The 25,152-nt window shown below is 63.2% G+C and carries 26 protein-coding genes; 10 read left to right on the forward strand and 16 right to left on the reverse strand.

All coding sequences use genetic code 11. The annotated features are described in order from the left end of the window. Positions 1-41 precede the first annotated feature (41 nt). Complete coding sequence (locus MMAR10_RS08070; RefSeq protein WP_011643494.1) at positions 42-965, forward strand: flagellar motor protein MotB; 924 nt, start codon at positions 42-44, stop codon at positions 963-965. Here the strand turns inward: MMAR10_RS08070 and MMAR10_RS08075 are convergent. Together MMAR10_RS08075 and MMAR10_RS08080 are read right to left on the reverse strand one after the other, a co-directional pair. After that, positions 962-1,444, reverse strand: a complete 483-nt coding sequence (locus tag MMAR10_RS08075) for an SRPBCC family protein (protein WP_041637436.1) — start codon at positions 1,442-1,444, stop codon at positions 962-964. The genes MMAR10_RS08070 and MMAR10_RS08075 overlap by 4 nt on opposite strands. Beyond that, a complete protein-coding gene (locus MMAR10_RS08080) occupies positions 1,437-1,781 on the reverse strand; it encodes an ArsR/SmtB family transcription factor (RefSeq protein WP_011643496.1) in 345 nt (114 codons plus the stop codon). The genes MMAR10_RS08075 and MMAR10_RS08080 overlap by 8 nt, the downstream gene beginning before the upstream one ends. 261 nt (positions 1,782-2,042) lie before the next feature. On the opposite strand from MMAR10_RS08080, the gene MMAR10_RS08085 reads away from it, so the two are divergent. Genes MMAR10_RS08085 through MMAR10_RS08110 form a run of 6 tightly spaced genes read left to right on the forward strand, consistent with a single transcriptional unit; the run spans position 2,043 to position 9,413 of the window. Further along, the gene (locus MMAR10_RS08085; RefSeq protein ID WP_233353814.1) at positions 2,043-3,851 is read left to right on the forward strand and encodes an SLC13 family permease; all 1,809 of its coding nucleotides are present in this window, start codon (positions 2,043-2,045) and stop codon (positions 3,849-3,851) included. 52 nt (positions 3,852-3,903) lie between these two features. Next, positions 3,904-4,668 carry an arginyltransferase gene (locus tag MMAR10_RS08090; protein WP_011643498.1) on the forward strand — a complete coding sequence of 255 codons (765 nt, stop codon included), beginning with the start codon at positions 3,904-3,906 and terminating at the stop codon, positions 4,666-4,668. 36 nt (positions 4,669-4,704) lie between these two features. Next, the gene (locus MMAR10_RS08095) at positions 4,705-5,826 is read left to right on the forward strand and encodes a TRAP transporter substrate-binding protein (RefSeq protein WP_011643499.1); all 1,122 of its coding nucleotides are present in this window, start codon (positions 4,705-4,707) and stop codon (positions 5,824-5,826) included. 2 nt (positions 5,827-5,828) lie between these two features. Beyond that, complete coding sequence (locus MMAR10_RS08100) at positions 5,829-6,608, forward strand: TRAP transporter small permease subunit (RefSeq protein ID WP_011643500.1); 780 nt, start codon at positions 5,829-5,831, stop codon at positions 6,606-6,608. A 3-nt stretch (positions 6,609-6,611) separates the two neighbouring features. After that, on the forward strand, positions 6,612-8,204 hold the full coding sequence (locus MMAR10_RS08105; RefSeq protein WP_011643501.1) for a TRAP transporter large permease: 1,593 nt from the start codon (positions 6,612-6,614) through the stop codon (positions 8,202-8,204). Positions 8,205-8,216: 12 nt separating this feature from the next. After that, positions 8,217-9,413 (forward strand): AI-2E family transporter, encoded by a 1,197-nt coding sequence (locus MMAR10_RS08110; RefSeq protein ID WP_011643502.1) that lies wholly within the window; start codon positions 8,217-8,219, stop codon positions 9,411-9,413. Here MMAR10_RS08110 and MMAR10_RS08115 read toward each other — a convergent pair. The 14 genes from MMAR10_RS08115 to folK all read right to left on the reverse strand — a co-directional run bounded on the left by MMAR10_RS08115 (position 9,406) and on the right by folK (position 22,573). Beyond that, positions 9,406-10,227 (reverse strand): hypothetical protein, encoded by an 822-nt coding sequence (locus MMAR10_RS08115; protein WP_011643503.1) that lies wholly within the window; start codon positions 10,225-10,227, stop codon positions 9,406-9,408. The two genes, MMAR10_RS08110 and MMAR10_RS08115, sit on opposite strands and share 8 nt — an antisense overlap. Positions 10,228-10,318: 91 nt before the next feature. After that, positions 10,319-11,338, reverse strand: a complete 1,020-nt coding sequence (locus MMAR10_RS08120; RefSeq protein WP_011643504.1) for a M48 family metallopeptidase — start codon at positions 11,336-11,338, stop codon at positions 10,319-10,321. A 3-nt stretch (positions 11,339-11,341) separates the two neighbouring features. Continuing rightward, complete coding sequence (locus MMAR10_RS08125; protein ID WP_011643505.1) at positions 11,342-11,893, reverse strand: LemA family protein; 552 nt, start codon at positions 11,891-11,893, stop codon at positions 11,342-11,344. 75 nt (positions 11,894-11,968) lie between these two features. After that, entirely contained in the window at positions 11,969-14,245 is a 2,277-nt protein-coding gene (gene parC, locus MMAR10_RS08130; protein ID WP_011643506.1) for a DNA topoisomerase IV subunit A, read from the reverse strand. Positions 14,246-14,497: 252 nt separating this feature from the next. Continuing rightward, on the reverse strand, positions 14,498-15,226 hold the full coding sequence (gene recO / locus MMAR10_RS08135) for a DNA repair protein RecO (protein ID WP_041636879.1): 729 nt from the start codon (positions 15,224-15,226) through the stop codon (positions 14,498-14,500). Positions 15,227-15,394: 168 nt separating this feature from the next. Then, positions 15,395-15,766: an endonuclease domain-containing protein gene (locus MMAR10_RS08140; protein WP_011643508.1), complete on the reverse strand. Its 372-nt coding sequence runs from the start codon at positions 15,764-15,766 to the stop codon at positions 15,395-15,397. Between the two features lie 177 nt (positions 15,767-15,943). Continuing rightward, positions 15,944-16,888, reverse strand: a complete 945-nt coding sequence (era, locus tag MMAR10_RS08145; protein ID WP_011643509.1) for a GTPase Era — start codon at positions 16,886-16,888, stop codon at positions 15,944-15,946. Next, positions 16,881-17,567 carry a ribonuclease III gene (rnc, locus tag MMAR10_RS08150; RefSeq protein ID WP_011643510.1) on the reverse strand — a complete coding sequence of 229 codons (687 nt, stop codon included), beginning with the start codon at positions 17,565-17,567 and terminating at the stop codon, positions 16,881-16,883. The genes era and rnc overlap by 8 nt, the downstream gene beginning before the upstream one ends. Further along, positions 17,560-17,988, reverse strand: coding sequence for a holo-ACP synthase (gene acpS / locus MMAR10_RS08155; protein ID WP_011643511.1), 429 nt, complete (start codon positions 17,986-17,988; stop codon positions 17,560-17,562). Before acpS ends, rnc begins: the two co-directional genes overlap by 8 nt. Further along, positions 17,985-18,728: a pyridoxine 5'-phosphate synthase gene (locus MMAR10_RS08160; RefSeq protein ID WP_011643512.1), complete on the reverse strand. Its 744-nt coding sequence runs from the start codon at positions 18,726-18,728 to the stop codon at positions 17,985-17,987. The genes acpS and MMAR10_RS08160 overlap by 4 nt, the downstream gene beginning before the upstream one ends. Before the next feature lie 33 nt (positions 18,729-18,761). Beyond that, complete coding sequence (gene pyrE / locus MMAR10_RS08165; RefSeq protein WP_011643513.1) at positions 18,762-19,346, reverse strand: orotate phosphoribosyltransferase; 585 nt, start codon at positions 19,344-19,346, stop codon at positions 18,762-18,764. Then, positions 19,343-21,574 (reverse strand): RelA/SpoT family protein, encoded by a 2,232-nt coding sequence (locus MMAR10_RS08170; RefSeq protein ID WP_011643514.1) that lies wholly within the window; start codon positions 21,572-21,574, stop codon positions 19,343-19,345. Before MMAR10_RS08170 ends, pyrE begins: the two co-directional genes overlap by 4 nt. A 6-nt stretch (positions 21,575-21,580) precedes the next feature. Beyond that, positions 21,581-21,952, reverse strand: coding sequence for a DNA-directed RNA polymerase subunit omega (gene rpoZ, locus MMAR10_RS08175; RefSeq protein ID WP_011643515.1), 372 nt, complete (start codon positions 21,950-21,952; stop codon positions 21,581-21,583). Positions 21,953-22,000: 48 nt separating this feature from the next. Next, positions 22,001-22,573: a 2-amino-4-hydroxy-6-hydroxymethyldihydropteridine diphosphokinase gene (gene folK / locus MMAR10_RS08180; protein WP_011643516.1), complete on the reverse strand. Its 573-nt coding sequence runs from the start codon at positions 22,571-22,573 to the stop codon at positions 22,001-22,003. A gap of 22 nt (positions 22,574-22,595) precedes the next feature. On the opposite strand from folK, the gene MMAR10_RS08185 reads away from it, so the two are divergent. The 3 genes from MMAR10_RS08185 (at position 22,596) to MMAR10_RS08200 (ending at position 25,150) form a co-directional block, all read left to right on the forward strand. Beyond that, positions 22,596-23,135 carry an NYN domain-containing protein gene (locus MMAR10_RS08185; protein WP_011643517.1) on the forward strand — a complete coding sequence of 180 codons (540 nt, stop codon included), beginning with the start codon at positions 22,596-22,598 and terminating at the stop codon, positions 23,133-23,135. Next, positions 23,132-23,794, forward strand: coding sequence for a uracil-DNA glycosylase (locus tag MMAR10_RS08190; protein ID WP_011643518.1), 663 nt, complete (start codon positions 23,132-23,134; stop codon positions 23,792-23,794). The genes MMAR10_RS08185 and MMAR10_RS08190 overlap by 4 nt, the downstream gene beginning before the upstream one ends. 348 nt (positions 23,795-24,142) lie before the next feature. Beyond that, positions 24,143-25,150, forward strand: coding sequence for a GlxA family transcriptional regulator (locus MMAR10_RS08200; RefSeq protein ID WP_011643520.1), 1,008 nt, complete (start codon positions 24,143-24,145; stop codon positions 25,148-25,150). Positions 25,151-25,152: the final 2 nt, after the last annotated feature.

A 25,152-nucleotide genomic window follows, 5' to 3' on the forward strand; every position in this document is an offset into this window, starting at 1 on the left:
GGTCTACAAGACGGCACGGTAAGTAAACAAGGTGGGTGGACATGGCAGCCTCGGATCAGCCGATTGTCATCAAGAAAGTCGTCAAGGGCGGCGGCGGCGGGCACCATGGTGGCGCCTGGAAAGTCGCCTATGCCGACTTCGTCACCGCGATGATGGCCTTCTTCCTTCTGATGTGGCTCATCAACACCACCACACCCGAACAAAAACGCGGCATCGCCGACTATTTCGCCCCGGCCAGTGTCTCGCCTTCCAATTCCGGATCCGGCGCCCCGCTCGCGGGCACCTCACCGGGCGATGACGGCGTTCAGGGTTCCGGTGACAGTTCGCAACGCCAGCGTCTCGCGCCAACGGCGCCGCAACTCAATGACCGCGATCGCCAGCAAACACCGGAAGGCTCCCCGGAAGCTGTGGAATCGGTCACCGAGATTACCGCTTCCGCCATGGCCGAGGCCCAGCAGCGCCGCGACGCGGCAGAGCTGCACTCCGCCTCCATGTCCTTGCGTCAGGCGATGCAGGAAATGCCGGAGCTGGCAGAGCTGTCCAATCATGTCCTGATCGACGAGACGCCGGAAGGCCTGCGCATCCAGCTGATCGACCAGGAAGGCCGGCCCATGTTTGATCCGGGCGCGACCCGGCCGAACGAGCGGGCTGTCACGCTGCTGCGGGCCGTCGCCCGCATCGCCGAGCGCCTGCCCAACCGACTGTCCGTTGCCGGCCACACCGATAGCGCTCCGGCCGCGCCGGGCGCTGATTACACCAATTGGGAATTGTCCGCCGACCGCGCCAATGCCGCCCGTTCCGTGTTGCAGCGCGCCGGCATCAGCGATGACCGCATCTACGAAGTACGCGGCAAGGCGGGATCAGAGCCGCTCTATCCGGATGATCCCTACATGCCGGGCAATCGTCGCATCTCCGTTGTCTTGCTGCGCGAAGCACCGGTCCTGCCGAACGGGCACGAGCTCTAGGCCTTCGCCAGCGTCTCTGCCAGTTTTTCAAACGCCTGGCTCCAGCCACCTTCGCCAGCACTGCCGGCAGGCACGCCAACATGGGTCATGACCATCACGGTCTGGCCACCGTCCTCGCTCAGATCGACAATCACCTCGGTGACATCAGGCGTCCCCGGCGGCATGCCCATGGCCTGCGGCGTCAGGATATTGCCATCCGGGTCACACATGCTTTCGGTATAGCGCAAGCGGTGCGGCGCAGAGATTTCCTTGAAAACGCCCGTGAACCACATCGTCATGGTGCGGTCCGGTGTCTGCATTTCCATGCAGATTTTCCGGGTGCCACCAATTTCGAGATCCATTTCCGCGACCGGTACGGAAAACCCTTTCGGCCCGTACCAGGCGCTGAAAAGGGTTGGCTCGGTCCACATCCGCCAGACCACGGCGATCGACGCGTCGAATCTCCGTTCGAGGCGCGCCCAGTCCTTCACGTCAGTCATCATCCCTATCCTTTTCATTGATCGTCTTCATGACCCGGTCCATCGCGTCGAACCGCTTCTCCCAGATATGTCGGTACTGATCGCTCCACCGGGCGACCGCTTCGAGCGATTCCACATTCAGGTGACAAGGCCGGAATTGGGCCCGCTTCCCGCGGGAAATGATTCCCGCAGCTTCCAGTACGCGCAGATGCTTGGAGATTGCGGGCAGGCTTATCTCGAACGGTTCTGCCAGCTCATTGACCGTCGCATCGGCCTCGGCAAGGCGTGCGAGAAGCTGCCGGCGCACAGGATGCGCGAGCGCGGAGAACACTTTGTCCAATTGCTGTGATTCAGCCATATCTGTTTATTACACCGAATGGTTATTTAACCAACCCGTTATTTCAAGGTGATTGAGAAGCCGCAGGCAATGCAGGCGGACGACGCCGGCGGAGGGCGAAGGGTTCCAATCCGCCCGCCACACTGAAACGGTGTGTACAATGGATCATGAAAGGCTTCGCAAGCCGGCCCGCCGCGTGGTAGCGTTTTGCTGCGGATATATCGGATCCGCGGCTTCCTGAACTTTGCGATGATTGAATCAGCGTCACTTGATGTGTGGCAAATGTGGGCAATTCTGGGCGGGTTGACGCTGGCAATTGTCTTTTACGTCTGGGACCGCGTGCCGATCGAGATCGTATCGGCCTCGATTGTCGCCGTCCTGATGGCCTTCTTCCACCTCTTCCCGCTCGAGACCAGCAACCCGACCACGGCAGACCTGCTGGCCGGTTTCGCCAATCCGGCCCTGATTACCATCCTGTGCCTGCTGATTGTCGGCCAAGGCATATTTCAGACGGGAGCCATGGAGGGCCCAACCCAGCGCCTGCTGGATTCCTACGACCAGCATCCGAAAATGACCCTCGTCGGCATGTTCGCCTTCGTCTTCGTCATCAGCGCCTTCATCAATAACACGCCAGTTGTTGTGATGTTCGTGCCGATTCTGGTTGCCATCGCCAAGCGGATGGAGAAGAGCCCGTCCAAGCTGATGATCCCGTTGAGCTACCTGTGCATCCTGGCCGGCATGACGACGCTGATCGGCTCCTCCACCAACCTCCTGGTCGCCGACACATTGCTCAATGTGACCGGCGAGCAACTCGGCTTCTTCACGCCGACCATTCCCGGCCTTTTCCTTGCTGCCGTCGGTATCGCCTACATCGTCTTCGTCCTGCCCTATCTCCTGCCCGACCGGGCCTCGATGGAGAGTGAGATCGCCGGTGCCGGTGGCAAGCAGTATATCGCCCAGCTCGAGGTCACCAGCGATCACCCGCTGGTCGGCAAAAAGCCGGTCGCCGGCATGTTTGCCGACCTGCCCGACATGACGGTCCGCATGATCCAGCGCGGCGAACACGCGCTGCTGCCCCCCTTTGACCAGATTGAACTGAAGGCCGGGGATCTGGTGATTGTCGCGGCTACCCGCCAGACCCTGACCAACCTGCTGGCCAAGCGTGCCGACTTCATGCGCGGCATGCTGGAAGCCTCGGGCCCCGGCGAAAGCCCGACACCCGGCGAAAACCTCGTGATGGCCGAGGCGGTCGTGGCACCCGGTTCGCGGGTCATCGGCCGCACGATCGCACAGATCGGGTTCCGGCATGCCACGGGCTGCGTCGTGCTGGGCATACAGCGCAGATCGCGCATGATCCGCTCGCGCATGGGCGAAATCCGGCTGGAAGCCGGTGATACCCTGCTGCTGTTCGGCGCCTCCGCCTCATTGCGCAGTTTGCGGGCCGACCGGGACCTGCTGGTCATGGAGTGGGCAACCACCTCGCTGGCTGACCCCCGCCGCGCCAATCTGGCGCGGGTGATATTCGGAGGCGTCGTGGTGACCGCTGCGACCGGTATGCTTCCGATTATCCTGGCGTCTTTCCTGGGAGCTGTTGCAATGATCCTGGCCGGCTGCCTGAACACACGGCAGGCCGCGCGGGCGTTTGACATGCGGGTTTATCTTCTCATCGGATCGGCGATTGCACTGGGCACGGCCCTGCAGGTGACCGGCGGAGCCGACCTGCTGGCCACCGGTGTGGTCTCGGTGTTCGCGCCCTACGGACCCATCGTGCTGATGTCTGCCTTGTTCCTGCTGGTCGCCATCCTGACCAATGTGCTGTCCAACAGCGCCACCGCTATCCTGTTCACCCCGATCGCCGTGGGCGCGGCCAACCAGATGGGGGCGGATCCGACAATGTTCGCCATGACCGTTCTGTTGGCCGCAAACACCTGTTTTGCAACGCCGATCGGGTATCAAACCAATCTTCTGGTGATGGGGCCGGGCCACTATCGCTTTGCCGACTATCTGCGAGCCGGTGCGCCAATGGTGGTTCTGTTCTGGATTGCCTACACGGTCTATGTCAGCCTGCAATACGCATTCGGATTGGCCTGATCGAGATGACAGGGCCAATCCGGCAAATCCGGCGCCATAGAAGGCCAAAGGCGTGACTCACCCGTTCGCGACCAAGCAGATACCGTTTTTTCTCACGGCCTCAGCGCCGTGCCCCTACCTGCCCGGTCGCTTTGAGCGCAAGGTCTTCACGCGGATCGATATCGGCGAAGGCCCTGCCCTCAATGACGCGCTGACCCATGCCGGCTTTCGTCGCTCCCAGGGCGTTCTCTACCGTCCGGCCTGTGAAGCCTGCGATGCGTGCAAGTCCGTGCGCATCGATGCAGAAGCCTTCGAGTGGAAACGCCGCTGGCGCAAGATTGCCGCTCGCAATCGCGACCTCCATGTTTCGATCGATGCCCAGACTGCGACGATGGAACAGTTTGACCTGCTGTCGCGCTATCTCGACAGCCGTCATGGCGACGGCGACATGGCGGGCATGTCATTTGGCGAGTATGTGATGATGGTCGAGGAAGGTGCCCAGCGCACCCATGTGACTGAATATCGTGACAGCGATGGGGTGCTGCGCGCAGCGGCCCTGACGGATGTCCTCAAGGACGGTCTGTCGCTGATTTACAGCTATTTCGATCCCGAGTGGGAGCGCCGCAGCCCGGGCGCCTACATGATCCTGGACGCGGTGAGACAGGCCGAACTGGCCGGCCTGCCCTTTGTCTATCTCGGCTATTGGGTCCGCCAGAGCCGCAAGATGAGCTACAAGGCGCAGTACCAGCCGCTGCAAGTTCTGACGCCCTCGGGCTGGCAGCCACATGCCGAACTCGCTTACCATGATATGGAAGACGAAGAAGACGATTTCGACTGAGTGGGAGAGCCCGGCGAAATCACGGGGGAGTTGAACATGGATCGACGCACATTCATCAGCGGCGGCGCCGTCGCCGCGGCCACGGTTGCCACGGCCTGCGGTGAAACCGGCCAGGACACGTCCGGTGCGCCGGCCGCTCCGAACATCAATCGCGGTGTGACCCGCCTGCGCATGGTCACCACCTGGCCGGCCAATTTCCCCGGCCTGGGCACCGCTGCCAACAATGTCGCCAACTATATCAACCGCATGTCGGGCGGGTCGCTGGAAGTGCGCGTCTACGCCGCCGGCGAGATCGTCTCGGCTTTCGAAGCCTTTGACGCGGTCTCCGAAGGCACGGCCGACATGTATCATGGTGCCGAATACTACTGGCAGGGCAAGTCACCGGCCTTCAACTTCTTCACCGCCGTTCCGATGGGCATGACCGCCTATGAAATCATGGGCTGGGTCGAAGCCGGTGGCGGCCAGGCGCTGTGGGACGAACTGTCAGCCGGGTTCAACATCAAGCCTTTCCAGGCTGGCAATTCCGGTCACCAGATGGGTGGCTGGTTCAAGCGCGAGATCAACACGCTGGAAGACTTCCGCGGCCTGCGCATGCGGATTCCGGGGCTTGGCGGCAATGTACTGCGCGAGCTCGGCGGCGCGGCGGTCACCCTGTCCGGCGGCGAGATCTATCCGGCCCTGCAATCGGGCGCGATCGACGGCACGGAATGGGTCGGCCCGTGGAATGACCTGGCTTTCGGTTTTTACCGTGAAGCGCCCTATTATTACGGCCCGGGTTTCCATGAACCGGGTTCCTGCCTGGGTGTCGGCATCAACAAGACGGTCTGGGACGGGCTGGCCAGCGACCACCAGGCGATCATCGCCTCGGCTTGCCGCACGGCGAACAATATCTCAATCGCTGAATTCCAGTACCAGAACGGCATCGCGCTTGATGTGCTGGTCAATGAACATGGCGTCGAGCTGCGCCAGTTCTCCGACGAGATCTGGACCCGGATCGGCACGATCGCGGAACAGGTTGTCGCCGATACCGGCAATGCCGACCCGTTCACCCGCCGTGTCTATGACAGCTATCTTGCGGCCCGTGACAGCATGCGCAGCTGGGGCCGGATCTCCGAAATGCCCTACATGGTTCAACGCGAACGCGTTCTGGATCGATAGTCATGCGCAAGGGAGACGGGCTTCTCCTGTCAGTCGTACTGCTGTCACTCGGCCTGCTGATTGCCGACATGATGAGCGGCGGCGGCGTCAGTGCTGCTCTCAATGCACGGCTGCCCGGCATGGCACAGTCTGCCGGACGCCGGCTTGGACAGCTGGGCGTCTGGCTGTCGCCGTTCCTCCTTGTCCCGCTTATCAGTGGCCTGCTTGGACGCGTGCTCGACCTGCCAGAGCGCCTTTGGGCAGCGCAGCGCGCGGCCGTCAACCGGATCGACGCGATCACCGAGATCATTGCCGGCGCTGCGCGCTGGTTTGCCCTTGGTCTGGTCGTCGCCACCGCCATCATCGTCATCCAGCGCTATGTGTTCGGCTATGCGTCGACCAAGCTGGCGGAGAGCGTGATCTACATGCACGCCCTGCTTTTCCTGCTCTCGTCCGGCAGTACCCTGCTGCATGGCGGACATGTGCGGGTTGATGTCTTCTTTGCCAAAATGAGCCCGCAAGGTCGCGCCTGGGTCGATCTTCTGGGCACCTATCTCGCCCTCATCCCGATGAGTTTCCTCATCCTGTGGTCCTCGACCGGCTACCTCAATTCCACCTGGCGCATTCTGGAAAGCTCACGCGAAAGCGACGGGCTGGCCTTTGTCTTTCTGCTCAAGACAGCCATTCCGCTATTCGCCATCCTGATGATCCTGCAAGGGTTCTCGATGGCTGCCCGGGCGGCGATGACACTGGGCGGGCAAAAGCCCCCCGCACTGCCCGCCGCGGCAGAGGGCGAGGTCTGAGCCATGGCACTCTTTATCGAACTCCTGCCCTTCCTGATGTTCCTGGCAGCCTTTGCTGCCCTTCTTCGCGGCTATCCAGTGGCCTTCACCCTCGCCGGTGTCGCCCTGGGTTTTGCCCTGATCGGCATGGCGATCGGCGAGTTTGACCCGATCCATTTTCGTGCTTTCCCGCAGCGTATCTACGGCAATCTGATGGAGATGGACCGGCAGATCCTGGTCGCCGTGCCATTGTTTGTCTTCATGGGCGTGATGCTGGAGAAGTCGAAGATCGCCGAGGAATTGCTTGAGGCGATGGGCGCCCTGTTCGGCTCGATGCGCGGCGGGCTGGGAATTTCGGTCGTCATTGTCGGCGGTCTGCTGGCGGCTTCGACCGGGATTGTCGGTGCAACGGTTGTGACCATGGGGCTGCTTTCCCTGCCCACCATGCTCAAGCGCGGCTACGACCCGGCCCTGGCCACCGGTACAATCGCTGCGTCTGGCACGCTCGGCCAGATCATCCCGCCCTCCATCGTCCTGGTGCTGCTCGGAGACCAGATTTCCAACGCCTATCAGGAAGCCCAGCGGGCACAGGGTATTTTCTCGCCCGACATCGTCTCCGTCGGCGACCTGTTCGCTGGCGCCCTCATTCCCGGCATTCTCCTGGTCACGCTGTATATCGGCTATCAGATTGTCATGGCGATCATGAAGCCGGACAGTGCGCCGGCTGCGCCGGCTGAGGGCAAGGTCACGCTGGGCGGCCTCCTGCACGCACTGGTGCCGCCCCTGGCCCTGATCATCGGCGTTCTCGGCTCAATCCTGACCGGGCTGGCAACGCCCACCGAAGCGGCGGGTGTCGGGGCAGTCGGCGCGACCTTTATCGCCGGTGCCCGCAATGCCGGTCGCGACAGCAATCCCCGCCTCGGCCAGCTGGTCAGCTATCTGGGACTGGCGGCCCTGCTCGGCCTGATCGCGCTTGTGGTCACTGCCAATATCGGTGCAGAGCGCCGCCTGTATGTCGCCGATCTGGGCGCACTTGGCGGCGTGCTGACCGGAGTGTTTGTGGCCATCACCCTGCTGGGTGCCGGCTGGAGCCTGATCCGCCTCAAGCGCTCCGGCGTTCTCGACGAGGTCATGAACTCAACCGCGATGATCTCGGCCATGGTGTTCGTGATCCTGATCGGGGCCTCCCTGTTTTCCCTGATCTTCCGCGAGCTCGGCGGCGACGACACCGTGGCCGCAGCACTGCATGCCGTTCCGGGCGGGGTCTTCGGCGCCGTCGCGGTGGTCATGCTGGTGATGTTCATCCTCGGCTTCTTCCTCGACTTCATCGAGATCACATTCGTGGTCGTGCCGATCGTCGCGCCGATCCTGTTGATGATGGGCGTCGACCCGGTCTGGTTGGGGGTCTTGATGGCCATGAACCTGCAGACCAGCTTCCTGACGCCGCCTTTCGGCTTCGCCCTCTTCTATCTGCGCGGCGTGGCGCCAAAAACCGTCAAGACCACCGATATCTATCGCGGCGCCATTCCCTTCGTGATCATCCAGATACTGGCCATCATCGCTGTTGCCACCTTCCCATGGCTGGCGACCGGCCTGCCGCAATGGCTGTACGGCTAGGAGGTCAAGCCCATGAGCCCGCTCCCCAAGCTGGAACTTCAGCGCGCCTTCATCGCCGCGCTGGCCCTGATTATTTCCTGGGTCTTCCTGTGGATGATCCGCGACTATCTCGCCGCCCTCTTCCTGGCCGCCGTGATCACGCTCTTCCTCGCCAAACCCCATGACTGGCTCAGCGGCAAACTGGGCAAGCGTCGCGGTCTGGCGGCCGGCCTTCTGGTTACCGGCGCGGTGCTGGCCTTTGTCATTCCTGCCGCAATCCTGCTGGGACTGGTCGCGGAACAGGCCATCGATGTGACCGGCATGGTCACGCCCTGGGTCCAGTCGCAGGTCTCCGAGATCCGCACCAATGGCCTCGACGGTCTTCCCGACTGGCTGCCCTTCCGTGACGAGATGATCGAGTACCAGGCGACGCTAACCGCCCAGATCGGTAATCTGGCCGGCTCGGTCGGGCGAATGCTGGTCAACTCGCTGCGGGCCGGGACGGGCGGATTCCTGGTGGCTACGCTGAACCTCTTCATCCTGATCTATGCGCTGTTCTTCTTCCTGATGACCGGTCGCGATGCGGCGCGTTCGGCGGTGACACTGCTGCCAATGACGGTGGAGGCCCGTGAATTGCTGGCCGAGCGAGCCCTGTCCACCATACGCGCGACGGTGAAGGGCTCCTTCCTGATCGCCTTGGTCCAGGGCGGACTGACCGGGGTGGGCCTGTTCGTCGCCGGCGTGCCGGGCGCGATCTTCTGGGCCGCCATTGCCGCCCTGCTCTCGATCATCCCGATGATCGGACCACCACTGATCTGGGCACCTGCCGCGATCTGGCTGGCGGCGACCGGGCACCCTGTCGCAGCTGGCGGGCTCGCCGCCTGGGGCGCCATCGTGGTCTCGACATCGGACAATATCCTGCGTCCGGTCCTGGTCGGCAAAGACGCCAAAATGTCCGACCTTATGGTGCTGATCTCGACCCTGGGCGGGCTGACCCTGTTCGGTGCCGTCGGCATCATTATCGGCCCGGTCATTGCCGCGCTCTTTACCTCGGTCTGGTTCATCTTCCGGGAGAGTTATGCCGGATTGCTGGACAAGGACGAAGGCGAGGACGGCGACGGGGACGAGGACGGGGAAGGAAACGGGCAAAGTGACGGGACAGCTGGTCCTGATGTCGGACCAGCCCCCGGCCCCGCCCCCGCGGCGCCCCCCGATCAACCGGTCAGCTGACCGGCCTGCCTCGCCCGAAACCGGCCTCAACCTCGCGCAGGAAGCGGCTCACATTTCTCATCGTCAACTCATCCGCAAGGGCCTCGCACTCGAGACGCGGTGCCGGTGCAATGTCGTCGCGCATGGCCAGAATGGCGCTGCGGACAGCCGAGACATCGCCGTCCGGTGTTGCCCGGAGCGACGCTTTGAACGCGGCAAGGCCCTCCCGGTCGCTGGCTCCATCCACCTCGAGGGCCGCGAACAAGGCGTCGACATAGTCGAAATAGAGCGCCTGCCGATTGCCCACCAGGTCGGGCCAGTGGCCGTCGAACACATGGCCATAGAGACCGCCATACGCCTCGCCAACGGCATTGGTGTGGGCGTAGCTGTCACCGAGCGAATGGATCAGGAAGCCGGTCTGCCAGTCGGCACCGCCACCGGCGCCGACCCGGCCTGCTATCAGACCGGCCAGATCGAGGCGACGCTGTGCCACCGCTTCAGTATTCCCGCCGTGCAATGAGTGCAGCACCGCGTTGATCCGGTGCCGATAGCCCCAGGCGCCGAAACTGCCCCAGACACTGACCTGCGGCGCCGCAAATGGCATGGCTACATCATCGGCCGCCTGGTTGAAGAAAGACAGCCGCGCCGCGTCCTGCGGACTGCGCCCGGCGAGAACAGCGACAATATAGGTCGTGTCCTGGTGTCCGTCGCGCTGGTATTTGGGCTGTGCTGCCATGTCCAGGCAGGATGGATTAAGCGTGCGATAGCCCGGCGTCGAACAGGCCGAGAGCCCGCCCAATGCGATCAGGGCGGCAGTTCTGAGTAGGTGTTTCATGTAATCCCCCCGGGAATCCGTGTTCCCGAAAGGGAGCCTAGCGGTTGGCACCGGTCGGCGCCATTGAAAGGCGACCAGCGCGCAGCTTCCCTTACACCTCGGGAACCGCACTGCCACGAAGCCGACGCTTGCCACCGGCATGTTCGATCAGCATATCGATGCGTTTTTCGATCGGCGGATGGGTCGCGAACACGCCCATGAAACCGGATTTCGGATTCTCGATGAACATCTCGCGAACCTCGTCCGGCGAGTCCTCAATGTCCGAATTGCCGGAAATCTTCTCCAGCGCCGAAATCATGGCGTCGGGATTGCGGGTCAACTCAACCGCGCCCGCATCAGCCATGAATTCGCGCCGGCGCGACAGCGAGAAGCGGATCATGATGGCCAGGAAATAGGCCACGGCGATGATGGCGATGGCGATGACGATCACCAGCCCGCCGCCACGTCCACCGGAACGGCGGTCCCCGCCCGCCCTCAATCCCATCCAGAACATACGGCGGAACATGATTTCAGCGACGAAGGAGATGATGCCGACAAAAATGATCGAAATGACCAGCAGCCGCACGTCATGATGACGGATATGGGAGAGTTCATGGGCCAGCACGGCCTCGAGCTCGGCCTTGTCCAGCCGCTGCATGAGGCCGCGGGTCACGGTGACCGTGTACTGTCCCTCGCGGACACCAGAGGCATAGGCATTGAGCGCCCCGGTCTCGATAATGGCCAGTTTCGGCATGGTCAGGCCGCGCGAGATGCACAGGTTTTCCAGCAGATTATAGAGTTCCGGCTCGGCCTTCCGGTCGACCGGGCGGGCGCCGGTCGCGGCATTGATCATTGACTGGTGGAAGAACCAGGCGATGACGAACCAGACGCCGGCAATGCCCAGCGACCAGGCCGCGATAATGGGCAGTCGCGAGGCTTCCGATGTCAGGAAATCAAGCCCGGCCCCGTCCTTGCCCGACTGGGTATAGGACGGCTCACCGAAACCGGTCATCAATATGGTCAACGCATAGCCGATCGCGACCAGCAAGACCGGAAAGGCTGCCAGCAGGAAAACCGAGCGCAGATTATTGTTCCAGATATGGGTGCGGAGCCCTGTCGCGCCGCCCAACATGACCTAGAACTGCACCTTCGGGGCGCCGCGCTCGGCTTCGCCGACCTCAAAATACTCACGCATCTTGAAGCCCATCGAATTGGCAATCACGACGGCCGGGAATTGCTCGGTCGATGTGTTGTACTCGTTGACGGCGTTGTTGAAGAAGCGGCGGGCGGCGGCGATCTTGTTTTCCAGATCAGACAGCTCGGCCTGCAATTGCATGAAGTTCTGGTTGGCCTTGAGGTCGGGATAGGCTTCCGACAGGGCGAACAGCTGGCGCAGCGCGCCGGAGAGCATGTTCTCGGCGCCGGCCAGATCCTTCACCGAGGTTGCATCAATCGCGGTCTGGCGCGCCTTGATGACGTTTTCCAGCGTCTCTTTCTCGTGACTGGCATAGCCCTGGACCGTGCTGACCAGATTGGGCACGAGATCATGGCGCTGTTTCAGCTGGACATCGATATCGCCCCAAGCCTGGTTGCAGGTCTGCCGCAGCGCGACAAGCCGGTTGTAGACCATGACCAGGAACACGCCGAGGGCGATGATCACGAGCAAAAGAATGACGCCAGTATCCATGCCTGTCTCTCCTTGAGGGGCAATATTGCAGGGCGCACAACCCCCGAACCGGGCGTTGTGCTTTCAATTCACTACTTATTCCGCTTTCGCCTGTGAAGCGAGGAATTCCGATCCGCGCGGCGAAAAGCGCAGCGAGCGCGGGAAACCGCGTGGCGCCATCTTGCCGGCCTGGGCCCGCTTGGCTGTCCACAACAACCAGTCATCGAGATTAAAGCGACGTCCGGCCCCGTCCAGCCAGGTCAGCCCGTCCTCGGCATTGAAGACGGTGGCGTCGGCCAGCTTGGCGCCCTTGCCGCCCAGCAGCTTGACGCCCTTGCCGCGGCTCATGACCGGGATTTCTTCCAGTTCGAACACCAGCAGCTTCTTGTTCTCGCCGATCAGGGCGACCCGGTCGCCGGTGGCCGGGATACACAGGAAGGCCTCGTCGCCCTCGGCCAGGTTGAGGATCTGCTTGCCGCCCTTTTTCAGCGCCAGGCAATCCTTCTCCTGGATGCGGAAGCCCGAATTGCCATCCGACGCGACCAGCAATGTGCGCTCCGGATCATATTTGAACAGCCCGATCGGCGCGGCGTCGTCAGGCAGGTCGACATGCAGGCGCACCGGTTCGCCATGACCGCGACCACCGGGCAGTTTGGAAGCTTCCAGCGTGTAGAATTTGCCGTCGGTGGCAAACATCAACAGGCGATCGGTGGTCTCGCACTTCACCGCGAAGGCCGACTTGTCGCCTTCCTTGAACTTCAGCTCGGTGACGTCGTTGATATGCCCCTTCAGCGCCCGCACCCAGCCGCGCTCGGACAGGACCGCGGTGATCGGTTCGCGGACCACGAAGGCTTCGATCGGCGCTTCGCCGGAAATGTCGGGTGCCTTGTCGAAGACGGTGCGGCGTTTGCCCAGCGGCGTGGTCTCGGCATAGATCTCGCCCAGGCTTTTCACCTCGCCGCGCACCTTGTCCCACTGCAGGGCCGTCGACCCGATCAGCTCCTTCAGGGTCTTGCGCTCGGCGCGAAGATTGGTGTCCTCCTTGCGGATTTCCAGCTCTTCCAGCTTGCGCAAGGCGCGCAGGCGCATGTTGAGAATGGCTTCGGCCTGACGCTCGGTCAGCTCGAAATGGGCCATCAGCTTGGCCTTGGGCTCATCCTCGAAGCGGATGATGCGGATGACCTCGTCCAGATCGGCATAAACGATCAGATAGCCGGCCAGGACTTCGAGCCGATCCTCGACCTTGGCCAGGCGCGTGGTGGCGCGGCGCACGGCGACCTCGCGGCGGTGTTCCAGCCAGATCTGCAACACTTCACGCAGACCCATCACGCGGGGCACGCCTCGGGGGTCCAGCACATTGAGGTTTAGCGAGACCCGGGTCTCCAGATCGGTCAGCTTGAACAGGCTCTCCATCAGCATGTCCGGATCGACCAGTTTGGATTTCGGCTCCAGGACCAGGCGAATATCCTCGGTGCTTTCATCGAGCACATCATCCAGCAGCGGCAGTTTCTTGGCGTCCATCAACTGGGCGATGCGTTCGACCAGCTTGGATTTTTGCACCAGATACGGGATCTCGGTGACAACGATGCGCCACATGCCGCGGCCGATATCTTCCTTTTCCCATTTGGCCCGCACCCGGAAGCCGCCACGCCCGGTCTCATAGGCCGAGCGGATCGCTTCAGGCGGTTCGACAATCGTGCCACCGGTCGGCAGGTCCGGGCCCTTGATATGCTTCAGCAGGGCTTCGGTTTCGGTCTCCGGCTTGTCGATCAGCGCCAGCGCGGCGGCGCAAATCTCGGCCACATTGTGCGGCGGAACGGAAGTCGCCATGCCGACGGCAATACCGGTCGAGCCATTGGCCAGAAGGTTGGGAAAAGCGCCCGGCAGGACCAGCGGTTCGCGCTCGGAGCCGTCATAGGTCTCCTCGAAATCGACCGTGCCCTGGTCGATGTCCTGCAGCAGCAGTTCCGCCGCCTTGGTCAGGCGGGCCTCGGTGTAACGCATGGCGGCCGCGCCATCACCGTCGATATTGCCGAAATTGCCCTGTCCCTCGACCAGCGGGTAGCGCGAGGCAAAATCCTGGGCCAGGCGGACCAGCGCCTCATAGACCGACTGGTCGCCATGCGGGTGGTATTTACCGATCACGTCACCGACGACACGGGCCGATTTCTTGAACGCCTGGTCCGGGTTCAGCTTCAGCTCGCGCATGGCGTAGAGAAGGCGCCGGTGGACCGGCTTCAGGCCATCACGGGCATCGGGCAGCGCCCGCTGGGTGATCGTCGAGAGCGCATAGGCAAGGTATCGCCGCGACAGCGCCTCGTTGAACGTCTCCTCGATGATATGCCCGCCGTCGGGATCAAAATGATCGCCCATGAAGCCCACCTGACTGATTCGTGTTCGTTCCAGTATAGGCAGGGCTGGCGAGCAAGGCAGGGGTGGCGCGCAGGATTAGCTGTGGGGAATGGGGTACGCTTTCTTCCCCGCGATGCGGGGAAGTGGGCCGATGCGCAGCATCGGGTCGATGGGGCCGAGCGCAGCGAGGGGTTCCCGCTCAAGCCAAACGGCTTCGCCGGCCCCTCCGCCCGGCCTGCGCCGGGCACCTCCCCATTACATGGGGAGGAAAATCTACAACCGCCCCACCTGCTCCAGTTCCGCCATCAGGCGCCCGCGCGCTTCCGGCAATTGTTTGTCGATCGGCCACAAAACCCGGCGTTCGAGGAAATAGCCGGTGAGCGCCAAGCCGCGTGCGATATCGCCCGCCTCGATCTTGCCGGAGCCGGCCATGAAGGGCGGGAGTTCGAGGAGTTTGGGGGCGTAGGGCGCGGCTTCCTCGCGGCAGACGGCGCGGCCGGTGCGCGGCGAGATATGGGTCAGGTCCTCGGTGACGCCCGTCACTGCGCAGGCCGACATGTCGAGGCCATAGCCCAGGTCGGACAATAGCCCCGCCTCCCAGCGCACATAGAGCGCCGGCCAGATGTCGGGATTGTCGAAAGCGCCCAGCAAGAGCTGAAAACCCTGATGCACGCGCGGATGGGCTTCACGTTCGGGCAGACCCATCACGGCAATCGCACAGGCGGAATTGAGACCGGCCAGCGCGGTGCGGTCCTCCATCACCATGCCGGCAGTGAGATCATCGGCCTCGATCTGGAACATGCCCAAATGCTCCGACAGGCGGGCCCGCCAATTGACCGTGATCTGGTTGCCCGGCTGCAGGATGGGTCGCATGGAGCGCGAACGCGCTCCGCGCACCAGCCCGGCATGACGCCCCTGCTCCGCCGTCAAGACCTCGACGATTGCCGAGGTCTCACCATGCGGCCGCACCGCCAGCACTATGCCCTGATCACGCCATTCCATGGGGTGGTTGTATGTGAGTCTTGTGCGGCTGACACCGGGATTTCCCCCTCATCCCCCCTTCGGGGACCTTCTCCCGCGAGGGGAGAAGGCGTATGCGCCCGCCGCTGGCAAGAACGCCCTCTCCCCTTGCGGGAGAGGGTGGCCCGGAGGGCCGGGTGAGGGGGCGGTTCAGCCAGGCTGGCTGTCCTTGTCCGGATGCGTCACCCAGTGCAGCGTCTCGCCAATGACCTCCATCACCGCATCCGTGCGTTTGAGAATGTGCCGGTTCCAGAACCGCAAGACCGTGAAACCTTGCGCTTCCAGCCAAGCGGTTCGCTCGGCGTCTTCCGGCTCAAGGTCGGCATGCTGGCCGCCATCGGCCTCGATGATCAGCCGGGCCTCGAAGCAGACGAAGTCGACGATATAGGGTCCGATCGGAATCTGTCGGCGAAACTTGGCGCCGGTCAGTTTGCGATTGCGCAAGCGTGACCACAGCCGGGCCTCGGCCGGGGTCTGGGCGGTGCGCATGCGGCGCGCAAAACTGCCGAGCCGGTAGTTCATGACTGTGGATTAGCAAATTCTGGCCGGGACCTCGCGTGACCGGCCTCACGCGCCCCCTCATCCTCCCTTCGGGGACCTTCTCCCGCGAGGGGAGAAGGCCTATGCGCCCGCCGCTGGCAAGAACGCCCTCTCCCTTTGCGGAAGAGGGTGGCCCGAAGGGTCGGGTGAGGGGTTGGCTCAGACGTCGAAATCCAGACCCACATCCTTGTAGTGCGAGCGCCGCGCCATCCATTTGGCGTCGACTTTCACATTGAGGAAGAGGTGGACCTTGCAGCCCAGCACTTCTTCCAGCTCCTTGCGGGAGGCTTCGCCGATCGATTTGACGGCGCTGCCGCCCTTGCCCAGGACGATGGGTTTTTGGGTTTCGCGCTCGACGATGATGGATTGTTCGATACGCAGCGAGCCGTCGCGCAACTTCTTCCAGACCTCGGTCTCGACCATCGAGGCGTAGGGCAGCTCTTCGTGCAGGCGCAGATAGACTTTTTCGCGGGTGATTTCGGCGGCGAGGATGCGGGCCGGCAGATCGGCGACCTGGTCGGCGGGATAGTGCCAGACGCCTTCCGGCATGAGGCCGGCGATGAATTCGCGCAGCTGCGGCACGCCCGATCCGGTCTTGGCCGAGATCATGAAGACCTCGGAATAGACGCCGGTCTCGTAGAGTTCCTGCGACATGGCCAGAAGCTGGTCGCGCGGCATCAAATCGACCTTGTTGAGGACCAGTATGGCCTTTTGCTCGGTCTTCTTCAGACCTTCGGTAACGCGGTCATCATCCTCGACCATGCGGCTGTCGCCGCTCTTGGCACCGCCATGCTCCATCCGGGCGCGGGCTCCGGCATCGACGACATGCATGATCGTGTCAGCCTCGCCGGCACCGGACCAGGCCGCCGCGACCATCGACTTGTCGAGCCGCGTCTTGGGCGCGAACACGCCGGGCGTGTCGACCAGGACGATCTGGGTCTCGCCGGCCAGGGCCACGCCGCGCACGGCGAAACGGGTCGTCTGCACCTTGTGGGTGACGATGGTGACCTTCTCGCCGACCAGCGCGTTGACGAGGGTGGATTTACCGGCGTTCGGCGAACCGATGACTGCGGCAAAGCCGCAGCGTTTGGGAGTGTCAGACATGCTGTCCTTCGCGTTTCAGCAATTCCTCGGCGGCAGCCCGTTCGGCGACCTGCTTGGAACCGCCCTCGCCCACAGCGGGCGCAAGGGGTGTGACCGTGACCTGCACGGTGAAGACCGGCCGGTGATCCGGGCCGGAACGTTCGGTGAGTTCATAGCGCGGAACACCGCGACCTGTCTTGGCCGCCCATTCCTGCAGCGCCGACTTGGCGTCCAGCGGCTTGGCCTTGAGCGCTTCGATACGCGGGCCCCAATGATGATCAAAGAAGGCCTGGACCGCCGCCCGGCCGCCATCGAGATAAATGGCCGCCATCAGGGATTCGCAGGCATCGCCGAGGATGGAAGTCTTGTTGCGACCACCGCCCTTCTCTTCCGACTTGCCGATCCGCAGCGCGGCACCCAGATCGACCGCGCGGGCGACATCGGCGCAGGTTTCCTTGCGCACCATCGAGTTGAGCCGCGGCGCCAGCGCGCCCTCATCGGCCTTGTCGAAGGACTTGAACAGCGCTTCCGCCGTCATCAGGCCCAGCACCCGGTCGCCAAGGAATTCCAGGCGTTCATAGGTGGGGATGGTCTTGCGACCTTCGGCAAAACTGCCATGGGTCAAGGCGCGCTCGATCAGGCGCTTATCAGTGAAGACATAGCCAATGCGCTGTTCCAGCCGGGCAATCGGATCAGCCATGGGCGAGCCCGTCGAAATGATGGCCGATCGGCCGCGCTTCGAGCACCACGAAGGCCTGGGCCCAGGGATGGTCGTCGGTGATGGTGATATGGGCGAAGGGCTCATGCCCGTGCGGGGTCAGCGCCAGGGCCCGCTCCAGGGCCCGGCCCTTGAATTCCAGTGTCGGCTTGCCGCTAGGCAGGTTGACCACGCCGATCTCCTTCCAGGAGACGCCGCGCGCAATCCCGGTGCCCAATGCCTTCGCGCCCGCTTCCTTGGCCGCAAAGCGCTTGGCATAGCTGGCAGCGCGCATGCGGCGCTTGTCGGACTTGGCCTGCTCGATCTCGGTGAAGACACGCTGGATGAAGCGGTCGCCAAAGCGCTCGATCGATTTTTCGATGCGCCGGATATCCATCAGGTCGGAGCCGAGACCGATGATCATGACGCTGCCCGCGCCTCTTCGATCAGCCCGCGCATCGTCCCGACGGCCTCGCGCAAACCCCGGAAGATCGCCTCACCGATCAGGAAATGGCCGATATTGAGCTCGATCACTTCCGGGATGGCGGCGATCGGCTTGACGGTGTCATAGGTCAGGCCGTGACCGGCATGGACTTCCAGCCCGCGCTCATGGGCCACGGTGGACGCCGCTTGCAGGCGTTTGAGATGATGGTCGAGCTTGGCTTTGTCACCAGCGAGAAACGCCTCGCAATAGGCGCCGGTATGAAGCTCCACCACCGCTGCGCCCATGGCTTCGGCGACGGCGATCTGGACCGGATCCGGCTCGATGAAGAGCGAGACGCGGCTGCCCGCTTCGCGCAGCTGACGCACATAGGGCGCGATCGTGTTGTGACCGGCAGCGACATCCAGACCGCCCTCGGTGGTACGCTCTTCACGCTTTTCCGGCACCAGGCAGACCGCATGCGGCTTGTGACGCAGGGCGATGTCGAGCATTTCCGGTGTCGCCGCCATTTCCAGGTTCAGCGGCAGGTCGATCTCGGCCATCAGCCGGTCAATATCGGTATCGGTGATGTGGCGACGGTCCTCGCGCAGATGCGCGGTAATCCCGTCCGCGCCCGCCTCGGAGGCCTGACGTGCCGCGCGCACCGGGTCCGGATGCTCGCCACCGCGCGCATTCCGGATGGTGGCGACATGATCGATATTGACGCCGAGACGAATGCTCACCGGCTGCTCCTGTCTATACGTGTCCGAACGGTCTCAGGCGAGACCGCGACTGCCCGGCTTGATGGCCGGTATGGCTTCCAGTTCCGGCGGCAATTGATCGGCCGGATAGGCCGGAACCTTGTATTCGGTCAGCGCGATCAGCGGCACGCCGACATCGGCCTCACCGCCAGACCGGTCAACGAGGCAGGCCTCGGCTATCACCGTGGCGCCGGTCTTGTTGATCGCTTCAATGCATTCGCGCGAGGACAGGCCGGTCGAGACAATGTCCTCGACCACCAGGACCTTGTCATCCTTGGTCAGTTCGAAACCGCGACGCAGGGTGAATTCGCCATTCTCGCGCTCGACATAAAGCCCCTTGAGCCCCATCTGGCGCGCCATCTCATAACCCGGAACGATACCGCCGGTGGCTGGCGAGACGATCACGGTTGGCGCGTCGCCAAGTTCAGCGCGGACTTTCGCCGCCAGAGCCTTGCACAGGCGCTCGGTGCGTTCCGGTTCGGAGAAGACACGCGCCTTTTGCAGGAAGACGCCGCTGCGCAGACCGGAAGAGAGGATGAAATGGCCCTCGAGCAGGGCGCCGGCGGCCCGGAATTCGGCCAGGACTTCGTCGCGTGTCATTCTTCCTTTATCTCCTCGATTTCCGCCCTCGCCCGGTCGGCAGAGACGACGGTCTCACACATGCGGATGGCGGCCAGGATATTGGCCAGGTGCCGGGTATCGAACACTTCGACGTCGAATTCCATGTCAAAGAAATCGGCGGCCCGGTTGCGGGTGGTGACGGCGGCGATATTGCCGCGGTTCTCCGACACCGTCTTGGCGATCTCGGCCAGGGCGCCCGGTTCATTGTGCATGACCGCCTGGATGCGCGCCATCGAGACGGCATTGCCTTCGGCTTCGGCCGTCCAGGCCAGATCGAGCCATTCATCCATCGCGCCTTCCTCGTACTGGGCGAGGCGTTCGCAATCGATGGTGTGGATCTCGATCCCCTTGTCCTTGCGCAGCAGGCCGACAATCCGGTCACCGGGCAAGGGCGAGCAGCATTCGGCAAAATGCAGCGTCACGCCCTGGGTCAGGCCACGTCCGCGTACATAAAGCCGGGCTTTGCTATCCTGGATCAGGTCGCGTCCCGTTGTATCCGGACGCTCGTCGAGCCGTCCCGGGAAGGCCGCATTGAGCATGTCGACCGAAGAAATCCGGCCCCGACCGAGAGTTTCGTACATCTCGTGCACGTCTTTCACCTCAAGCCGCGACAGCGCGTCCTTCAGGTCATCCTCGATCAGCGTCCGACCTTCGCGGCGGAAGGCGTGCTCGGCCATGATCTTGCCGATGCGATGGAATTCGTCGCGCTCGCTCTCGCGGATCAGGCGGCGGATGGCGGCACGGGCGCGGCCGGTGACGGCGAGATTCTCCCATCCTGCCGGCGGCTGGCGGACGCCACCCTTCACGATCGCGACGACATCACCATTGTGCAGCCGGGTGCGCAGCGGGCGTTCCCGGCCATTGATCTTGGCCGCAACCGTGGTGTGGCCCAGCTCGGTATGGACCGCGTAGGCGAAGTCCAGCGGCGTTGCGCCAACCGGCAGCGAGATCAGGTCGCCCTTGGGGGTGAAACAGTAGACCTGGTCGGCGAACATCTCGAGCTTGGCGTGCTCGAGGAATTCCTCCGGATCGCCACCCTGGTTGAGGATTTCCACGAAGGGCCGCAAACGCTCCAGCGGATCCCCGCCGGCGGCTTGAGCCGCATCGGCGTCATAGGTGTAGGAGGAATTCTTGTAGCGCCAGTGCGCGGCCACACCGCTCTCGGCCACCGACTCCATCTCCTCGGTGCGGATCTGAAGCTCGACCCGGACATTTTTCGGGCCCATCACCGTGGTGTGCAAGGAGCGGTAATTGTTCGGTTTGGGCAGGGAAATGAAATCGCGGAAGCGCTCCGGCACACAGCGCCAGGACTGATGGATCACGCCCAGCGCCCGATAGCAGTCATCCGGTGTGTCGACGATCAGGCGGAAGGCATAGATGTCAGCGATTTCCTCAAAGGTCAGCCCCTTGCGTTCCAGCTTGCGCCAGATCGAGTAAGGCCGCTTCTCACGCCCGAAAATACGCCCTTCAATCCCGGCCTTGGCGAGACTGTCGGTCATCGCGGCCGACACGACCGAAACTTCCTCGGCATGGGCATCACGCAGGCGCTTCAGCCGGGTGTTGATCGATTCATGGGCCGACGCATTGACGTGCTCGAAGGCCAGGTCCTCAAGCTCGACACAGACACGGTTGATACCGATACGGCGCGCCAGCGGGGCATAGATCTCCAGCGTTTCGAGCGCGATCCGTTCACGCTTGTCGGCGCGGGAAATGGCATCCAGGGTGCGCATATTGTGCAGCCGGTCGCAGAGTTTGACGATCAGGACCCGGACATCATCCGAGATCGCCACCACCAGTTTTTGCAGGTTTTCGGCCTGTTTGGTGCGTTTGGAGCGCAGCTCCATCTGGCCCAGCTTGGTGACCCCGTTGACCAGGCTGGCGACCTCCTCGGAGAAGGCGTCGGTCAGGTCTTCCAGGGTTGCCGGTGTGTCCTCGACCGTATCATGGAGCAGGCCGGTGCAGACCGTGGCCACATCCATGCGCAGGTCCGCGAGGATCATCGCGACCTGGGCCACATGGGCAAAATAGGGCTCGCCCGACTGGCGGCGCTGTGGCCGGTGTGCTTCCTCGGCAAAGTCATAGGCGCGCCGCACGAAGTCGGCATCGACTTTGGGGAAATACCGGCGGATACGCGCTATCAGCTCGTCCGCGCTGGGTATGGCGGGCGGCGACGGGTCCAGTTCGGGTGACGTCGCGCCGGAGGTCAAGGCGCGTTAGAGGCGGCCGTCAGGCGCGCCGTCCCGGTCGTTCTGGAGGGCCTTGAGCATCTCGGCTTCGTCGAGCTCGACCGGCGGTGCCGGCAGGGCTTCCATCTGCTGGCCACGCTCTTCGCGCGCCGCATCTTCCTCGTCCTCGCTCGGCAGCACGCGCTGCAGACCGTTGACCAGGCTGTCCTTCAGCGAGTCCATGTCGAGGGTTTCGTCCGCGATCTCGCGGAGGGCAACGACAGGGTTCTTGTCATTGTCGCGATCAATCGTCAGCTCGGAGCCGGCCGAGATGTTGCGGGCACGATGTGCCGCCATCAGAACCAGACGGAAACGATTGGGAATTTTTTCGATGCAGTCTTCGACAGTGACGCGAGCCATGCGCGCGAACTCCTTGAACCAGCGCTAGAGGTTTTGGAACCGCGTTACCTAATCCCCTCGCCCTTCAAAAGCAAGGTGGTCGGGTGAGAGTTTTCCGCTCTCTTGCAGCTTGTATGTTGCGCTGCGATCCGCCTGCGGCAATGCGGCGATCAGATCAATGATGGACTGTCCGCTCACCGGGTCGCTCCAGCCCGGCGCAATCTCGGCCAGTGGCAGTAACACGAAGGCTCGTGACGTGGCCCTGGGATGGGGAAGGACCAACCCGTCCGGCGCGTCTGTCCGCTCGCCCCGACAATCAATGAGATCAAGATCGAGCGGCCGCGGCTCATTGCACACGGCGCGCTTGCGTCCGAAAGTCGCTTCAATGGCGTGCAGCCTTTCGAGGATGGCCCGGGCGGACTGGTCCGAGGCAATCTCGGCAACGGCGTTGACATAGGGCGGCTCGGACGGGTCGGGCCAGGCCGGGCTATGCCAGTCCGAGGACGCCGACACGATACCGAGACCCGCCTCTGCCAGGGCGATCCGCGCCCGGGCAAGGGTCTCACGCGGGCTCCACTCGCCCAGTGGAAGATTGGCCCCGAGCGCGATATATATCGGCGCAGATTGTTTTCCCGTATTCATCGCGTTTTCCAAGGATATTCCCATGGCATTCTACCCTGACGAGCGGATCGGTCTTTTCATCGACGGCGCCAACCTGTTCTCAACGACCAAGGCGCTGGATTTCGATATCGATTTCAAACGCCTTCTCGAGGAGTTCCGCAAGCGTGGAAAGCTGATCCGCGCCAATTACTACACGGCCCTGCTGGAGCACGAGGAATACAATCCCTTGCGCCCGCTGGTCGACTGGCTCGACTATAACGGCTTCTCGGTGATCACGAAGCCGGCCAAGGAGTACACCGACGACCATGGCCGTCGCCGGATCAAGGGTGACATGGATATCGAACTGGCGGTCGACATGCTCGAAGCCGCCACCTATCTGGACCATATCATCCTGTTCACCGGTGACGGCGATTTCCGCTACGCCCTCGCCGCGGCACGCGCCAAGGGCGCCCGGATCTCGGTCGTCTCTTCGTTGAAAACCAGCCCGTCCATGATCTCCGACGATCTGCGCCGGGAGGCAGACGCCTTTATCGAACTGGACGACTTGCGAGCCATGATCGGCCGGGCACCGGCCAGCTCGTGACTGTCACCATTCCACCCGAAGCGCCACTGGATTGCCCGCTCTGCCCGCGCCTGGTCGCCTTTCGCGAGGCTGTCGCAGTCGATCACCCCGACTGGCACAACGCACCGGTCGAGTCGTTCGGATCAGATCAGGCCCGGTTGCTGATCATCGGCCTGGCACCCGGATTGCGCGGCGCCAACCGGACCGGCCGCCCCTTCACTGGTGACTGGGCCGGCGACCTTTTGTACGCGACCCTCGACCGTTTCGGGTTTTCCCGCGGCACCTATGCCAGTCATGCCGGAGACGGCGTCGAGTTGGTCGACGCCATGATCACCAATGCCGTTCGCTGCGTGCCGCCCGAGAACAAACCAGTCGGCGCCGAGGCCAATGCCTGTCGCCCCTTCCTGACCAGCCGCATCGCAGCGATGCCGCGCCTGACAGCGGTGTTATGTCTGGGAAAGATCTCGCACGACAACACGCTGAGAGCCCTCGGCCTGCCGCTCAAGACGGTCAAGTTCGGACACGCTGCGACAGCCGACATCCCCGGCCCGAACGGCTCGCTGCGCCTGTTCGACAGCTATCATTGCTCCCGCTACAACACCAATACCGGCCGGCTGACCGAGGCCATGTTCGACGCCGTCTTCGCCGACATCCGGGCCTGGCTGGACAGGACACCCTGACATCCTGCCACGTGTGGACAGCACCCGATCGCTCGCCTGACAGGGGAATTCGCCCCTGCCGCGTAGATCAAGGGCGGTCGGGGCTGGCAGGATTTGCACCTGCTTCCGCCAGTCGCGCATCGAAGTGACGGACCGCGGACTCGAACTTGTCCCGGCACTCCGGATTGCAAAACCCGACGACTTCACCCCGGTAGCGTGTGAGGGCAATTGCGGACACCGGCTGGCCCGACCACGGGCATGTCTCATTGATGACATCTTCCATCGCTAGTTTCATTGCGTTAACCCTATTCCCGCGTTTCTCGTTGTTTCCGCTGGATATACCGGCGTGCAGATGGCATAAATGACCACATGCTCCCTTTTTCTGCCAATCCTGAACAAATCGAACGCTGCGTCGCCTTTGTGACCTTTGCCGGCGTCAAGCTGCTGGATGTGACCGGTCCGCTGCAGGTGTTCCAGGATGCCAATACCTTTCTGGGTCGCACCGCCTATTCGACCCCGATCGCCTCTTATTATGGCGGCCCTGTGGAGACCGATGCCGGTGTGCTGCTGAATACGCGGCGTCTCGCCGGGATCGGGCTGGATGAAGACGACACGCTGATGATCGCCGGAGGCGCAGGTGTCTTTCCCGCCTGCCGCGACGCCCGTCTGGTCCAGGCAATCCAGAAATCGGCCGAGAAAAGCGGGCGCATTGCCTCCACATGCACCGGTGCCTTCCTGCTGGGCGCTGCCGGACTTCTGGAGGGCAAGCGCGCGGTCACCCATTGGCGCCATTGTGAACGTCTCGCCGAAGACTGTCCCGGCACCGAGGTCGACCCGGATCCCATTTTTGTCGAGGACGGGCGGGTGTGGACCTCTGCGGGTGTCACCGCCGGTATCGATCTAGCCCTCGCCATGGTCGAACGCGACCATGGCCGCGAGCTGGCGCTCGAGCTGGCCCGGTCACTGCTCGTCTATGTGAAACGCCCCGGCGGCCAGTCCCAGTTTTCCGAGGCGCTGAAACAGCAAAAGCGGTCCGCGACCGGGCGCTTTGACGCCCTCCATTTCTGGATGAAGGACAATCTGGTCGCCGACCTCAAGGTCGAGTCACTGGCCGAGCGCTCCGGCATGAGTCCGCGCAATTTCGCCCGCCTCTATACCGATGATACGGGCATGACCCCGGCCCGCGCGGTGGAGCAGTTCCGGGTCGATGCGGCCCGGGCCATGCTGGAAAACCCCAATGTCTCGATCAAGACGGTCGCCAGCCAGACCGGCTTCGGCAATGACGAGCGCATGCGGCGGTCATTTGCCCGCCTGCTGGGCGTCACGCCGCAGGCCTATCGCGACCGGTTCGCGGTCGAGACATCAGCCAGCGTCTGAGC

Origin of the sequence: Maricaulis maris MCS10, from assembly GCF_000014745.1 — a bacterium.
In the GTDB taxonomy this organism is placed as follows: Bacteria; Pseudomonadota; Alphaproteobacteria; order Caulobacterales; family Maricaulaceae; genus Maricaulis; species Maricaulis maris_A.

What these genes read in the sequence shown, in the direction of transcription:
- rpoZ (WP_011643515.1), bottom strand. Translation starts at nt 21,952, where the DNA reads ATGGCTCGCGTCACTGTCGAAGACTGCATCGAAAAAATTCCCAATCGT.
- rnc (WP_011643510.1), bottom strand. Translation starts at nt 17,567, where the DNA reads ATGGCTGATCCGATTGCCCGGCTGGAACAGCGCATTGGCTATGTCTTC.
- MMAR10_RS08095 (WP_011643499.1), top strand. Translation starts at nt 4,705, where the DNA reads ATGGATCGACGCACATTCATCAGCGGCGGCGCCGTCGCCGCGGCCACG.
- MMAR10_RS08085 (WP_233353814.1), top strand. Translation starts at nt 2,043, where the DNA reads ATGTGGGCAATTCTGGGCGGGTTGACGCTGGCAATTGTCTTTTACGTC.
- MMAR10_RS08110 (WP_011643502.1), top strand. Translation starts at nt 8,217, where the DNA reads ATGAGCCCGCTCCCCAAGCTGGAACTTCAGCGCGCCTTCATCGCCGCG.
- MMAR10_RS08080 (WP_011643496.1), bottom strand. Translation starts at nt 1,781, where the DNA reads ATGGCTGAATCACAGCAATTGGACAAAGTGTTCTCCGCGCTCGCGCAT.
- recO (WP_041636879.1), bottom strand. Translation starts at nt 15,226, where the DNA reads ATGGAATGGCGTGATCAGGGCATAGTGCTGGCGGTGCGGCCGCATGGT.
- MMAR10_RS08070 (WP_011643494.1), top strand. Translation starts at nt 42, where the DNA reads ATGGCAGCCTCGGATCAGCCGATTGTCATCAAGAAAGTCGTCAAGGGC.
- MMAR10_RS08140 (WP_011643508.1), bottom strand. Translation starts at nt 15,766, where the DNA reads ATGAACTACCGGCTCGGCAGTTTTGCGCGCCGCATGCGCACCGCCCAG.
- folK (WP_011643516.1), bottom strand. Translation starts at nt 22,573, where the DNA reads ATGAATACGGGAAAACAATCTGCGCCGATATATATCGCGCTCGGGGCC.
- MMAR10_RS08120 (WP_011643504.1), bottom strand. Translation starts at nt 11,338, where the DNA reads ATGTTGGGCGGCGCGACAGGGCTCCGCACCCATATCTGGAACAATAAT.
- pyrE (WP_011643513.1), bottom strand. Translation starts at nt 19,346, where the DNA reads ATGACACGCGACGAAGTCCTGGCCGAATTCCGGGCCGCCGGCGCCCTG.
- MMAR10_RS08200 (WP_011643520.1), top strand. Translation starts at nt 24,143, where the DNA reads ATGCTCCCTTTTTCTGCCAATCCTGAACAAATCGAACGCTGCGTCGCC.
- parC (WP_011643506.1), bottom strand. Translation starts at nt 14,245, where the DNA reads ATGGGCGATCATTTTGATCCCGACGGCGGGCATATCATCGAGGAGACG.
- MMAR10_RS08115 (WP_011643503.1), bottom strand. Translation starts at nt 10,227, where the DNA reads ATGAAACACCTACTCAGAACTGCCGCCCTGATCGCATTGGGCGGGCTC.
- MMAR10_RS08075 (WP_041637436.1), bottom strand. Translation starts at nt 1,444, where the DNA reads ATGACTGACGTGAAGGACTGGGCGCGCCTCGAACGGAGATTCGACGCG.
- MMAR10_RS08125 (WP_011643505.1), bottom strand. Translation starts at nt 11,893, where the DNA reads ATGGATACTGGCGTCATTCTTTTGCTCGTGATCATCGCCCTCGGCGTG.
- era (WP_011643509.1), bottom strand. Translation starts at nt 16,888, where the DNA reads ATGTCTGACACTCCCAAACGCTGCGGCTTTGCCGCAGTCATCGGTTCG.
- MMAR10_RS08100 (WP_011643500.1), top strand. Translation starts at nt 5,829, where the DNA reads ATGCGCAAGGGAGACGGGCTTCTCCTGTCAGTCGTACTGCTGTCACTC.
- MMAR10_RS08185 (WP_011643517.1), top strand. Translation starts at nt 22,596, where the DNA reads ATGGCATTCTACCCTGACGAGCGGATCGGTCTTTTCATCGACGGCGCC.
- MMAR10_RS08105 (WP_011643501.1), top strand. Translation starts at nt 6,612, where the DNA reads ATGGCACTCTTTATCGAACTCCTGCCCTTCCTGATGTTCCTGGCAGCC.
- acpS (WP_011643511.1), bottom strand. Translation starts at nt 17,988, where the DNA reads ATGATCATCGGTCTCGGCTCCGACCTGATGGATATCCGGCGCATCGAA.